The sequence below is a fragment of the Burkholderia sp. DN3021 genome, from assembly GCF_049805555.1.
Taxonomy (GTDB): Bacteria; Pseudomonadota; Gammaproteobacteria; order Burkholderiales; family Burkholderiaceae; genus Burkholderia; species Burkholderia pyrrocinia_C.
In genome coordinates, this window is sequence record NZ_JBNCAB010000004.1 from 155296 (window position 1) to 167546 (window position 12251).

Genomic DNA, 12251 nt, shown 5'->3' on the forward strand with positions numbered 1-12251 from the left:
CATCCGGCGTACGCGCACCCGGCCGGCGAACGGGTGATGCGACCGTGGCGCCGGCGCACCAACGGGCTTGGCATCGGCATCGCGGCTGGTATATATGTACGTCTGCGTCGCCGCTGTCACGCGACAGCCGCCGCAGCCCGTCCAGGAGCGCCCGGTCATGACAAAAGAAAGCCACGCTTCGCCGTTCCTTCGCAACCTGAAGATCGCCGGCTATTGCGGCCTCGCCGCGGTCGTACTCGCGCTGTTCGTCGCGATGTGCGCAATCCTGAAGGAAAGCGCCCTTGAACGCGACGCCGCGCAGCATCCGGCCGATACGCCCGAACTGCACGATGCGGGCGGCGGCCCGTCCGCATCGGCCGAATCGGCCCACACGCCGGGCTCGCCCGGCTGACGGCCTCCTGCCCGACGTCCTTCCGCTTACGGCGCGTGCCGGCGCCCCATCACGGCCGCGTGCACCGAATCGCCGAACCGTTCGAGCAGCGCGGTCACACGTTGCCCGTAGAGGTGCGCAGCCAGCGCGCCGGCCGTGCCGACCAGCACGCCGCCCGCCATGTCGAACGGCCAGTGCACGCCCGCATAGATACGCCCCCACGCAATCGCCGCGGCCATAGCGGCCATCACGAACCCGGTGAGCCGGGTCGTGCCGCCGAGCATCAGGCCAAGCGCCATGCTCCATGCGAACGTCATGTGATCGCTCGGAAACGAGCTGTCCGGCGCGTGCGGAATCAGCTGCGCGCCGACGCCGGCCATGAACGGCCGCGGCGAGAACCAGAAATGTCCGAGCAGCTGCGCGAGCGCGAGCGCCGCGCATACGCCGACGCCGGCTTCGATCGCCTGGCGCCACGTCGGGCGCGTGCCGAAGATCCAGGTCAGCAGCAGCATCGCGGGCAGCGCATAGACAAGCCAGTCGGCGGCGAAGATCGCAACGCGGGCCATACCCGGCTGCGGCGCATGCCCGGCGTTGATGGCGGAAAAGAGGGCGAGATTGAGGTTCTGCATGAATCCGGTTGCGTAGGGCATAAAGATTCGACCGGTTGCCCGGTCGGACACGAACGATGCTAGGGCGCGACCGCCGCGGCGAACGCACTTAGAGCCTGCAGCGCAATACAAGTTCACGAAATTGTCATATTCCCGCGCGACCGTCTCCCGGAAAGGCTCACCTGACATCCCGTAAAGACTCACCTTTTTCACATCGTGGCGTCATCGACGCGTGCGAGCATCGGGGCGCCGGGCGCCATTCAGGCCGTTTGCGTCGTTCGTCTCAATATTTGCGCGGTAAATCCGTCGAAATCGGCAACAATTAATTCCAAATGCGGCATCGCACAACGGCAACGCACAGGCATACGATTACGAGCACTCATCCACGAAGCGATCAACAACAAGGAGTCCGCATGAAACCCAGCGATGTCCGATCGAAAGCGTTTGCGATGCCGTTGACCAGCCCTGCCTTCCCGATGGGCCCGTACCGTTTCGTCGACCGTGAGTTTCTGATCATCACGTATCGCACCGATCCAGACCGTCTCCGCGAAATTGTCCCCGAGCCGCTGCAGGTCACCGAGCCGCTCGTGCATTACGAATTCATCCGCATGGCCGATTCGACCGGTTTCGGCGACTACACCGAAAGCGGCCAGGTGATTCCCGTCGAATACGACGGCCAGCCGGGCGGCTACACGCTCGCGATGTATCTCGACGATCACCCGCCGATCGCCGGCGGCCGCGAGCTGTGGGGCTTCCCGAAGAAGCTCGCGTCGCCCACCCTGCACGTGAACACCGATCACCTCCTCGGCACGCTCGACTACGGCAAGGTGCGCGTCGCGACCGGCACGATGGGCTACAAGCACAAGGAACTCGACATCGACGAGCAGACGAAGCGTCTCGCCGGCCCCAATTTCCTGCTGAAGATCATTCCGCACGTCGACGGCACCGCGCGCGTGTGCGAACTGGTGCGCTACTACATGCAGGACATCAAGATGAAGGGCGCGTGGACGGGCCCCGCATCGCTCGAGCTGGCGCCGCACGCGCTCGCGCCGGTGGCCGACCTGCCCGTGCTCGAGATCGTCGAAGCCCGGCATCTCGTCGCAGATTTGACACTCGGTCTCGGCGAAGTCGTCTACGATTACCTGGCTCAGTAACACGTCCGCAGTCCTTCTCCCTGTCAATCCTTTCACCACGGGAATTCGAAATGAGCAACCTGAATGGCAAGACCGCAGTCGTCACGGGCGCCGCAAGCGGCATCGGCAAGGAAATCGCGCTGGAACTCGCGAAAGCGGGCGCGGCTGTCGCGATCGCCGACCTGAACCAGGACGGCGCCAATGCGGTCGCCGACGAGATCAACAAGGCAGGCGGCAAGGCGATCGGCGTTGCGATGGACGTGACGAACGAGGAAGCCGTGAACAGCGGCATCGACAAGGTCGCCGAAACGTTCGGCTCGGTCGACATCCTCGTGTCGAACGCGGGCATCCAGATCGTCAACCCGATCGAGAACTACGCGTTCTCCGACTGGAAGAAGATGCAGGCGATCCACGTCGACGGCGCATTCCTGACGACGAAGGCCGCGCTCAAGCACATGTACAAGGACGATCGCGGCGGCGTCGTGATCTACATGGGTTCGGTGCACTCGCACGAAGCGTCGCCGCTGAAGTCGGCATACGTGACGGCCAAGCACGGCCTGCTCGGCCTCGCACGCGTGCTCGCGAAGGAAGGCGCGAAGCACAACGTGCGCTCGCACGTCGTGTGCCCGGGCTTCGTGCGCACGCCGCTGGTCGACAAGCAGATTCCGGAGCAGGCGAAGGAGCTCGGGATCAGCGAAGAGGAAGTGGTGAAGAAGGTGATGCTCGGCAACACGGTAGACGGCGTGTTCACGACGGTGCAGGACGTCGCGCAGACGGTGCTGTTCCTGTCGGCGTTCCCGAGCGCCGCGCTCACCGGCCAGTCGTTCATCGTCAGCCACGGCTGGTTCATGCAGTAACGTCCTCGCCTCCCTAAAGGGAGGCGATTCCCACACCTGGCGATGCACGTCCGCATCGGGACTTCCTGTTCCGCTTGAGCGTGTGCTTCCATGTGTCGTTGCAGAAGTTCCAGACGTAGTTCACCGCACGGCTCTGCTTGTTCAGGAGTCCGTTGAGCGACTTCACGCGATAGCGGTAGACAAGGATCATGCTGGTCATTCTAACGATGGAATGCCGTCTGTCGACGTCATTCCTTTCCTCTCCGCCATCGATGGCGGGATTTCTCGGAGCAACTGATGAAACCGCATGCCCGTACAGAAAAGCAGGCCGTCGATGAGACGGATCTGCACGAAGCCGGCGCGCCGACCGCTGCGCGGTCATTGCCGTACGAAACGATCGCGCTCGTCCTGCAGGGCGGCGGCGCGCTCGGCGCGTATCAGGCCGGCGTGTTCGAAGGGCTGCACGAGGCGGGCATTCCGCTCGACTGGATCGCGGGCATCTCGATCGGCGCGCTCAACACCGCGCTGATCGCCGGCAATGCGCCCGAGCATCGCGTCGAGCGGCTGCGCGAGTTCTGGGAAACGATCTGCCAGCCGGCGTTCTTTCCGGCGATTCCGGCCGCGTTCGAATTTGCGCTGTTCAACAGCATCGACCAGATCCGCACGTTCTTCACCGCGTCGCAGGCTGCAAGCGCGATGATGCAGGGCCAGCAGGGCTTCTTCTCGCCGCGCTTCCCGCCGCCGCTGCCGGGCGTATCCGACCATCCGGAAAAGATCAGCTGGTACGACACGTCGGCGCTGCGCACGACGCTGCTGAAGCTATGCGACTTCGACCGGATCAATTCGGGCGAGACGCGCATATCGGTTGGCGCGGTCAATGTCGGCACCGGCAACTTCGTGTACTTCGACAACTCGCGCATCCGTCTCGCGCCCGAGCATTTCATGGCGTCCGGCGCGCTGCCGCCCGCGTTCCCGCCGGTCGAGATCGACGGCGAGTATTACTGGGACGGCGGTGTCGTGTCGAACACGCCGCTGATGGAAGTGCTCCGCGCACGGCCGCGCCGCGACACGCTCGCGTTCCAGGTCGATCTGTGGAGCGCGCGCGGGCCGCTGCCGCGCACGATGGCCGACGTCGCCGAACGTACGAAGGACGTGCAGTATTCGAGCCGCACGCGTTTCGTCACCGATACGCTGCAGCGCGAACAGCGCTACCGCAACGTGCTGCGCCACGTACTCGAGCAGGTGCCGGAAGAGCAGCGCAAGAGCGACCCGTGGTGCGTCGAAGCCGACGCGATGTCGAGCGGGAAGAAGTACAACATCCAGCACCTGATCTATCAGCAGAAGGCGTACGAGCATCACTACAAGGACTATCAGTTCGGTCTGTCGACGATGCGCGACCACTGGTCCGCGGGCCTCGACGACATCCGCAAGACGCTCGCGGTGAAGGACGGCCTCGCGCTGCCCAACAACGACGCGGGCTTCGTGACGCACGACATTCACCGTCGCCGGTGACGCCGTGTGCGACGGATCGGTGCGATGCATGCGCCGGTCCGTCCTCTTCTCCGATCTCCGATTCGACATGCCGATTTTTATCGCACTGTTCGCGCTCATCGCTATTGGATGGGGCGCGGTTCGCCTGTTTCACGTCATCGCCGCGCAGTTCGGCCAGCCGGTCGCGATCGCGGCCGCCGTGCTCGCCGCCGCGGTCCTGATCGCGCTGGCCGCGTGGTGGCTCAAGCGCCGCCGCGACTTCGCTCCGAACACCAGGGAAGAAGGCTGGACGCATATCGTGCATCGCGCGTGGGGCGAGTTGCGCCTGTCCGCGACGCAAGGGCTGCTGTGGCTGTCGCACGACGGTGCGGACGGTCGTTATACGCTGTCGCAGCTCGAAGTCTGCCAGGTCGCGCCGATCGGCGGCCGCTGGCATCTCGTCGTGCGCGTGCGCGACGCGGTGCGCAGCGAATGGAAGCTGCCGATGACGGACAAGCGCGATGCCCAGCGCTGGGCGCGTGTGCTGACGCTGGCGAAGGACAACCGGCTCTGAACGCGCGGGCCGCCCGCACGGGCAGCCGTGCCACGATCCGCTATCGCGCGCCGAGCGCCCACAGCGCATCGAGCACGTGCTGCGTCGCCCGCTCGACCGGTCCCGCCCGATGGGCGATCCCCAGTTCCCGCCACAACGCCGGTCGCAGCGCGCGCATGACGATGCGCGCATCCGGCAGCGGCGCTCCGGCCTCGTGCGGGAGTAGCGTCGCGCCATAACCTGCGGCGACCAGGCTCTTGATCGCATCGTTGTAGTTGAGTTCGATCCGCGGCTCGGGCCGATGGCCGCCGAGCGCAAACCATTCCGTCGTGAGCCGCGACAGGCGTGTGGTCGCATCGTTGAGAATCAGCGGACGCGCGGCCAGATAGGCCGGTGTCACGCGAGCCGGAAGCCGCCAGTCCGCGGGCAGGAAGGCCATCACCGGATCGCGCCGCCATGCGCGGATCGACAGCCCCGCGACCGGCGCCTGCGGCAACGCGACCAGCCCGACGTCGAGCGTGCCCTGCGCAACGCGTGCCAGCGTGTCGTGCGACGTGAGCACCGCGATCTGGACGTCGATGTCCGGATGCTGTTCGCGCAGCCGCGCCACTGCCTGCGGCAACAGGTGCGCGATCGCCCCGGTCGATGCGCCGAGGCGCACCCGTCCGGTCAACCCCTGCACCTGTCGCTGCACGTCGTCCAGCGTGGATTCGACCTCGGCCAGCAGACTGCGCGCCCGCTCCACCAGCACTTCGCCGATAGCCGACGGCCGCACGTTTCCGCGCGTGCGGGACAGCAGCGGCGCGCCGACGCGGCTTTCCAGCTCGGCGACATGAAGACTGACGGTCGGCGGCGCGAGATGAAGCAATTGCGCCGCCGCCACAAAGGATCCCTGGTCCGCGATCGCGACCAGCGTGCGCAGGCGGTCCAGACTGATCTCGCGCATCACACACCTCTCGTTCAGAAATGCTGAATCAGATGGTCAGTAAATTCAACTTTTCCTATTCTAGGCGTTCGATGGACGATACGGTTTTCCTGACGACCGAGCGCAAGGAACGCGACCATCATGGGCTTCCCCATTGTCTATATCGACGGCGATCAAGGCACGACCGGATTGCAGATTCACGAGCGGCTGCGCGAGCGCACCGACTTGCGGCTCGTCACGCTGCCGGATGCCGAGCGCAAGGATCCCGTGCGGCGCGCTGAAGCGATCAACGCAGCCGACATCGCGATTCTGTGCCTGCCCGACGCGGCCGCGCGCGAAGCGGTCGGCTTCATCCGGAATCCCGAGGTACGCGTGATCGATGCGAGTTCGGCCCATCGCACGCAGCCGGAATGGGTCTACGGCTTTCCCGAGATGGCCGACGGACATGCGCGGAAGATTGCGCATGCGCGGCGCGTCACCAATCCGGGCTGCTACCCGACGGGCGCGATCGGCCTGCTGCGGCCGCTGCAACAGGCCGGCCTGCTGCCGCGCGACTACCCGGTGAGCATCCATGCCGTCTCCGGTTACTCGGGCGGCGGGCGAACCGCCATCGACGCATTCGAATCGGACGGCGCCGCGCACACGAAGCCGCTGCAGGTCTATGGCCTCGCACTCGCGCACAAGCACGTGCCCGAAATCCAGCAGCATGCCGGTCTCGCGCACCGGCCGCTGTTCGTGCCGGCTTACGGCGCCTATCGGCAAGGCATCGTGCTGACCGTGCCGATCGAGCCGCGCCTGCTCCCGGCCGGCGTGACCGGTGAGCAGCTGCATGCGTGTCTCGCTCACCACTACGCCAGCACGCGTCACGTCGACGTCACGCCGCTCGCGGACGCGCGCGCGATCACGCATCTCGATCCGCAAGCGCTGAACGGCACCAATGACCTGCGGCTCGGCGTGTTCGTCAATGCCGATCACGGTCAGGTGCTCCTGTCCGCCGTGTTCGACAATCTCGGCAAAGGAGCATCCGGCGCAGCCGTGCAGAATCTCGACCTGATGCTCGGTGCGTCGAGCGCGGCGTGAGTCTCCCGCGGGCACCGTCGAAGGCCTGCGCGGCAGGCCGATCAGCGTCGCGTGCGGCGATGCGTCGGCGCCTGCGCACGCCCCCCGTAAAAGCTCACCTTTAGCCGAATTCAGGCCGCATCGTCACCCGCTGCGGCATTCAGGCCGGCCAGCGTCTCCACCAGAAAATCCACGCACACGCGCACTTTCGCCGATGCCGCGACGCGTTCCGGATAAACCGCCCAGATGTTCGCGGGCTGGATCGCGTCCGGCAGCACGCGGCACAACGCGCCGCGTTCGATCAGCGGCCCGGCTTCCCAGATCGAGCGCAACACGATCCCGCGCCCGGCCAGCGCCCATTGCACGGCCACCTCGCCGTGGTTCGTCGACAGTGCGCCGCCGACCTTCACCGTGGCCGTTTCACCGCGCACGTTCAGCCGCCACACCCCGAACGGGTGATCGCGCTCCTTGATCGCGAGACAGTCGTGCGACGTGAGATCCGCGAGCGAACGCGGCGTGCCGCGTCGTGCGAGATAGTCGGGCGACGCGCACAGCACGCGGTAGTTCGCGGCGAGGCGGCGCGCGATCAGGTGATCGGAGATCTCGTCGCCGATGCGCACGTCGAGGTCATAGCCTTCGCCCGCGACGTCGACGAGCCGGTCGAACAGATCGAGCCGCACGTTCAGTTGCGGATAGCGTGCCGAGAAGTCGAGCAGCGCCGGCGCGACGACGTGCCGGCCGAAGCCGAAGCTGCTCGAAATGCGCAGCGTGCCGCGTGGCACGGTGCGCGTCGTCGACACGTCCTCGACGAGATGATCGACGTCGTCGAGAATCTTCTCGGCGCGCGCGAACACGCGTTCGCCGGCCTCCGTGACCGTCACGCGGCGCGTCGACCGATGCAGCAGGCGCGTGCCGAGCTGCGCCTCGAGCAGCGCGATGCGCTTGCTGACATAGGCGGGCGACACCGCGAGCTGCTCGGCGGCCGCGCTGAAGCTCGTCAGACGGACGACCAGGCCGAACACGCGCAGATCGTCGAGGTTCGGTGATTTATTCACGATTCGTGGAAAGTCGATTAACCTTTCGTGCGATTTTAATCCGAATGGAAATAAATAAAATGGCGTGACGTGCCACTGCATCCCCGGCAGCAGGCCGACCAGCCAAGGAGCTTTGCATGACCGACAGGACTTACAGAATTGCCGTGATCCCCGGCGACGGCATCGGCCGTGAAGTGATGCCCGAGGGCCTGCGCGCGCTCGACGCCGTGACCGCGCGCTTCGGCATCCGCTTCGATTTCGTGCAGATCGACTGGGCGAGCTGCGACTACTATGCGCAGTACGGCCAGATGATGCCGGACGACTGGAAGGCGCAACTGTCGGGCATGGACGCGATCCTGTTCGGCGCGGTCGGCTGGCCCGCAACGGTGCCCGATCACATTTCGCTGTGGGGCTCGCTGCTGAAATTCCGCCGCGAGTTCGACCAGTACATCAACCTGCGGCCCGCGCGCCTGTTCGACGGCGTACCGTCGCCGCTCGCCGGCCGCCGCCCGGGCGACATCGATTTCATGATCGTGCGCGAGAACACCGAGGGCGAATATTCGTCGGTCGGCGGCACGATGTTCGAAGGCACCGACCGCGAAGTCGTGATGCAGCAGTCGATCTTCACGCGTCACGGCACCGAGCGCGTGCTGAAATTCGCGTTCGAGCTCGCGCAGCGGCGCGCGAAGCGTCTCACCGTCGCGACGAAGAGCAATGGCATCGCGATCAGCATGCCGTGGTGGGACGCGCGCGCGGCCGAGATGGCCGAACGCTATCCCGAAATCGCCGTCGACAAGCAGCACATCGACATCCTGTGCGCGCGCTTCGTGCTGCAGCCGAACCGCTTCGACGTCGTCGTCGCATCGAACCTATTCGGCGACATCCTGTCGGATCTCGGGCCGGCCTGTACGGGCACGATCGGCATCGCGCCGTCGGCGAACCTCAACCCGGACCGCACGTTTCCGTCGCTGTTCGAACCCGTGCACGGTTCCGCGCCCGACATCGCGGGGCAGTACATCGCAAATCCGGTCGCGATGATCTGGTCGGCGGCGATGATGCTCGACTTCCTCGGCAACGGTGCGGGCCGCGAACGCGAAGCGCACGACGCGATCGTCGCCGCGATCGAGGACGTACTGCGCGCCGGGCCGCATACGCGCGATCTCGGCGGCAGCGCGGGGACGCAGGAAGTGGGCGAGGCGATCGCCGCACGGATCGCAGGCTGACGGTCGGGCCCGGCGCGAGCGATCGCGCCTGGAAACGACTGCATGAATCAACTTGCGGTGAGCAACATACGATGCCGCTGCGCACCCGTGCAGGTTCCGATGCGTGCGCGGTGAATTCGAGCGGTGAGCAACGGCACACCGCAGCGCGCACTGCTTGCAGTGTCTGTCGTCGAAATCGGTTCGATCGGTGAGTGGCACATCATGTTCACGCACACCGATCGCCAACCACTGTCGAAACTGTTCGATCGGTGAGATGCATCCCGTCGTGATGCACACCGTTGCGCGTCGATACGCGCATCAGGCGACATCGCCGTGAGCGACATGTCCGTTTTGCGCGGGGGGATGCCGCATCGTTCTGCGCGAAGCACACAGTTCGACGCGACATGTCACGTGATCCCGAAAAATCTCACCTTCAGCGCATCGGCTCCCGAATTTCCTCACCATCGGACTCAGATGATGCGTTCGCCGATCCGCTGAACAGGCGCGTCGAGAACTTCACAGCCCGAGATCGGACAACCCCGGATGATCGTCCGGACGGCGGCCGAGCGGCCAGTGATAGAGACGGTCCGCCTCGCGAATCGGCAGGTCGTTGATGCTCGCGTGACGATGCGCCATCAAGCCGTTTTCGTCGAACTCCCAGTTTTCGTTGCCGTACGAGCGGAACCAGTTGCCAGCGTCGTCATGCCATTCGTACGCAAAGCGCACCGCGATGCGATTGCCGCCGAACGCCCACAGCTCCTTGATCAACCGGTAGTCGAGCTCGCGCGTCCATTTCCGCTGCAGCAGCCCGACGATCTCGTCGCGGCCGGTCACGAATTCCGCGCGATTGCGCCATCGGCTTTGCGGCGTGTAGGCGAGCGACACGCGCTGCGGATCGCGCGTGTTCCACGCATCCTCGGCGGCACGCACCTTCTGGCGTGCCGATTCGAGCGTAAAGGGCGGAACGGGCGGACGGACTTCGGGAGAAGCGGACATGGATTTGCTCCTGTTCAGGGTTCTGGCCGCGGACACCCGCGGCCGGTTCGGATTCGCTGCATCGACTACCGCGAAACGGTGTCGAGCAGCAGTTCGGCCGTCGCGCGCGCATCGCGCGCGGCGTTGGCATCGCCGCTGACGAGCGCCACGCCGATCGCGCCGTCGATCAGCACGAGCCACTGACGCGCAAGGCGCGCGAGCCCGCGGCGCTCGATTCCCGTTGCGTCGGCATACGCGTCGAACCGCTCGCGCACGAATGCCAGCAGGCGCGCCTTGTGCATACGCGCGACGACGCGCACGGGATCGTCGGCATCGGGAATCTCGCCCGATGCGTTCAGGAAAGCGCAGCCATGAAAGTCGGGCTGCCCGAACCAGTCGCGCAGCACGTCGAACATGCCGAGCAACTGCGCGCGCGGCGCGTTGCCGCGCGCATGGGTTGCATCGACGAACCAGCGCATCCAGCGCTCGTCGCGGCGTTCGAGCGCGGCGACCACCAGCGCCTCTTTCGATTCGAACTGCGAATAAAAGCTCTTTCGTGCCGCGCCGGACCGCTTCACGATCGCGTCGACACCCGTTGCGTGGATGCCGCCCGAATAGATCAGCGCTTCGGCCGCATCGAGCAGCCGGTCGCGAACGCCCGGTTCGCCGGAAGTGTCGTGTCGTGTGTTCATGCGTTTACGGTAGAACGATCGTTCTCCGTCGTCAACTCCTGCGTGAAATGGCCATATCGGCGAAAGGGCTGAATCGCGGCCTGGCCGCGCGGCCGCCGCGCGACGCGGCCCGCCGCGTTTACGACATTTTTTCTTGAAGCGGATGCGTGACGCTCACTACACTTCGGTCACCCTGTCTGGGCGAAAGGACATCATGCAGCGACCGGAATCCGCGCGCCCCGCGCGCGCTTATGCGGCTTATGCCAAGCGGCTCGACGGCCGCGTCGTCGTGCGGCGCTTCGATCCGCGCAGCGATTCGTACGACGCGCTGACCGCGCTGCTGCATCGCGCGTTCGCGCCGCTCGGCGCGCTGGGCTTCAACTGCCCGTGCGTCGATCAGCCGGCATCGGCGACACGCGAACGCGTGCTCACCGGCGAGTGTTTCGTCGCGCTCGGCAACGCGCATCTGGTCGCGACGATGACGATGCATTCGCACGATCCCGATTCGCGCTGCGACCCGTATCGCAGCCGGCACGTCGCAACGCTCGGCCAGCTGGCCGTCGATCCCGTCTGGCAGCAACGCGGCATCGGCCGCTCGCTGCTCGCGTTCGCGCAACGGCGGGCGGCCGCGTGCGGCGCGACGCACCTCGCGCTCGACGCGCCGTACGCAGCGGTCCGGCTCATCGATTTCTATCGTCGCGAAGGATTTCAACCGGTCGACGTGATGCGTTTTCCGGGACACAACTACGACAGCGCGATCCTGTGCAAATCCGTCGGCGTCGCGGACGACCGCATGCGTGCCTGCGACACGGCGCGGATCGACGTTGCGCGGCAAGCCGGGGCGGCGTCATGAAACACGAAGTGCAGAAGCATGATGGCGATGGCGATCGTGCACAGCTCGCTGTCCGGCAGGCACGCGTACGTGCGGCGCTGCGGATGCGCGGCGTGATGAAGCTGACGATCGTCACGATCGCGGCCGCGCATGCGCTGACGTTCGCGTTCGAAGGCCTGCTCGTCGCGGCCGGTTTCGCGCCCGAAATCGCGACGTTGCTGCTGTTCCGCTTCGTGACCTGTGCGCTCGTCAGCTTCTGGCTGCAAGCCGATGCGTCGCGCGCCTGTCGGTATGCAGCGCAGCACGGGTTCGTCACGGTTTCCGGCACGCCCGGCGATCTGATCGACGTTGCGCAGCAGTGCCCGAAGCGCTGGCTCGTCGTGTTGCATCTCCAGCTCGAACCGCGATGGGTGACGGGTGAACAGCGCAAGTAGCGGTCCGCGCACCGCTCGATGCAGATTGCGTTGCGTATGAGTGAGTCGTAACGAGGTTCACCGACTCACGGTTGACGTCCCGGTTCGGCACGGCATTGCATGCGGTGCGTAGGGAACAATCGCTCAACAAGCGAAGCAGGAAGGCGTGC

At 65.8% G+C, this 12251-nt stretch carries 14 protein-coding genes and 1 pseudogene; 9 read left to right on the forward strand and 6 right to left on the reverse strand.

Annotation, left to right across the window (positions count from 1 at the left end; all coding sequences use genetic code 11):
• The first annotated feature begins 157 nt into the window (after positions 1 to 157).
• Positions 158 to 391, forward strand: a complete 234-nt coding sequence (locus ACPUER_RS04105; protein ID WP_034181811.1) for a hypothetical protein — start codon at positions 158 to 160, stop codon at positions 389 to 391.
• Positions 392 to 417: 26 nt separating this feature from the next.
• Here ACPUER_RS04105 and ACPUER_RS04110 read toward each other — a convergent pair whose 3' ends face one another.
• On the reverse strand, positions 418 to 999 hold the full coding sequence (locus ACPUER_RS04110) for an undecaprenyl-diphosphatase (protein ID WP_425130437.1): 582 nt from the start codon (positions 997 to 999) through the stop codon (positions 418 to 420).
• A gap of 392 nt (positions 1000 to 1391) precedes the next feature.
• Between ACPUER_RS04110 and ACPUER_RS04115 the strand changes: the two genes are divergently transcribed.
• Positions 1392 to 2132: an acetoacetate decarboxylase gene (locus ACPUER_RS04115; RefSeq protein WP_166955753.1), complete on the forward strand. Its 741-nt coding sequence runs from the start codon at positions 1392 to 1394 to the stop codon at positions 2130 to 2132.
• Between the two features lie 50 nt (positions 2133 to 2182).
• Positions 2183 to 2968, forward strand: coding sequence for a 3-hydroxybutyrate dehydrogenase (locus ACPUER_RS04120; RefSeq protein WP_105391308.1), 786 nt, complete (start codon positions 2183 to 2185; stop codon positions 2966 to 2968).
• Between the two features lie 61 nt (positions 2969 to 3029).
• On the opposite strand, the pseudogene ACPUER_RS04125 reads toward ACPUER_RS04120, so the two are convergent.
• Positions 3030 to 3158: pseudogene (locus ACPUER_RS04125) on the reverse strand (RNA-guided endonuclease InsQ/TnpB family protein); the annotation flags it as partial.
• An 86-nt stretch (positions 3159 to 3244) separates the two neighbouring features.
• On the opposite strand from ACPUER_RS04125, the gene ACPUER_RS04130 reads away from it, so the two are divergent.
• Positions 3245 to 4459 carry a patatin-like phospholipase family protein gene (locus ACPUER_RS04130; protein ID WP_175959858.1) on the forward strand — a complete coding sequence of 405 codons (1215 nt, stop codon included), beginning with the start codon at positions 3245 to 3247 and terminating at the stop codon, positions 4457 to 4459.
• Between the two features lie 67 nt (positions 4460 to 4526).
• On the forward strand, positions 4527 to 4991 hold the full coding sequence (locus tag ACPUER_RS04135; protein ID WP_425130422.1) for a signal peptide protein: 465 nt from the start codon (positions 4527 to 4529) through the stop codon (positions 4989 to 4991).
• Positions 4992 to 5031: 40 nt separating this feature from the next.
• On the opposite strand, the gene ACPUER_RS04140 is transcribed toward ACPUER_RS04135, so the two are convergent.
• Complete coding sequence (locus ACPUER_RS04140; protein WP_175959860.1) at positions 5032 to 5916, reverse strand: LysR family transcriptional regulator; 885 nt, start codon at positions 5914 to 5916, stop codon at positions 5032 to 5034.
• Between the two features lie 120 nt (positions 5917 to 6036).
• On the opposite strand from ACPUER_RS04140, the gene argC reads away from it, so the two are divergent.
• On the forward strand, positions 6037 to 6975 hold the full coding sequence (gene argC / locus ACPUER_RS04145) for an N-acetyl-gamma-glutamyl-phosphate reductase (RefSeq protein WP_425130423.1): 939 nt from the start codon (positions 6037 to 6039) through the stop codon (positions 6973 to 6975).
• 110 nt (positions 6976 to 7085) lie between these two features.
• Here argC and ACPUER_RS04150 read toward each other — a convergent pair whose 3' ends face one another.
• Entirely contained in the window at positions 7086 to 8009 is a 924-nt protein-coding gene (locus ACPUER_RS04150; RefSeq protein WP_425130424.1) for a LysR substrate-binding domain-containing protein, read from the reverse strand.
• A gap of 116 nt (positions 8010 to 8125) precedes the next feature.
• Here ACPUER_RS04150 and ACPUER_RS04155 point away from each other — a divergent pair, with 116 nt between their 5' ends.
• A complete protein-coding gene (locus tag ACPUER_RS04155; RefSeq protein ID WP_425130425.1) occupies positions 8126 to 9211 on the forward strand; it encodes a tartrate dehydrogenase in 1086 nt (361 codons plus the stop codon).
• A gap of 495 nt (positions 9212 to 9706) precedes the next feature.
• On the opposite strand, the gene ACPUER_RS04160 is transcribed toward ACPUER_RS04155, so the two are convergent.
• Together ACPUER_RS04160 and ACPUER_RS04165 are read right to left on the reverse strand one after the other, a co-directional pair.
• On the reverse strand, positions 9707 to 10186 hold the full coding sequence (locus ACPUER_RS04160) for a DUF1348 family protein (RefSeq protein WP_175959864.1): 480 nt from the start codon (positions 10184 to 10186) through the stop codon (positions 9707 to 9709).
• 65 nt (positions 10187 to 10251) lie between these two features.
• Positions 10252 to 10857: a TetR/AcrR family transcriptional regulator gene (locus ACPUER_RS04165; protein WP_072444980.1), complete on the reverse strand. Its 606-nt coding sequence runs from the start codon at positions 10855 to 10857 to the stop codon at positions 10252 to 10254.
• Between the two features lie 193 nt (positions 10858 to 11050).
• Between ACPUER_RS04165 and ACPUER_RS04170 the strand changes: the two genes are divergently transcribed.
• Positions 11051 to 11689, forward strand: a complete 639-nt coding sequence (locus ACPUER_RS04170) for a GNAT family N-acetyltransferase (RefSeq protein WP_425130426.1) — start codon at positions 11051 to 11053, stop codon at positions 11687 to 11689.
• On the forward strand, positions 11686 to 12102 hold the full coding sequence (locus tag ACPUER_RS04175; protein ID WP_175959866.1) for a hypothetical protein: 417 nt from the start codon (positions 11686 to 11688) through the stop codon (positions 12100 to 12102). Before ACPUER_RS04170 ends, ACPUER_RS04175 begins: the two co-directional genes overlap by 4 nt.
• The last annotated feature ends 149 nt before the right edge of the window (positions 12103 to 12251 follow it).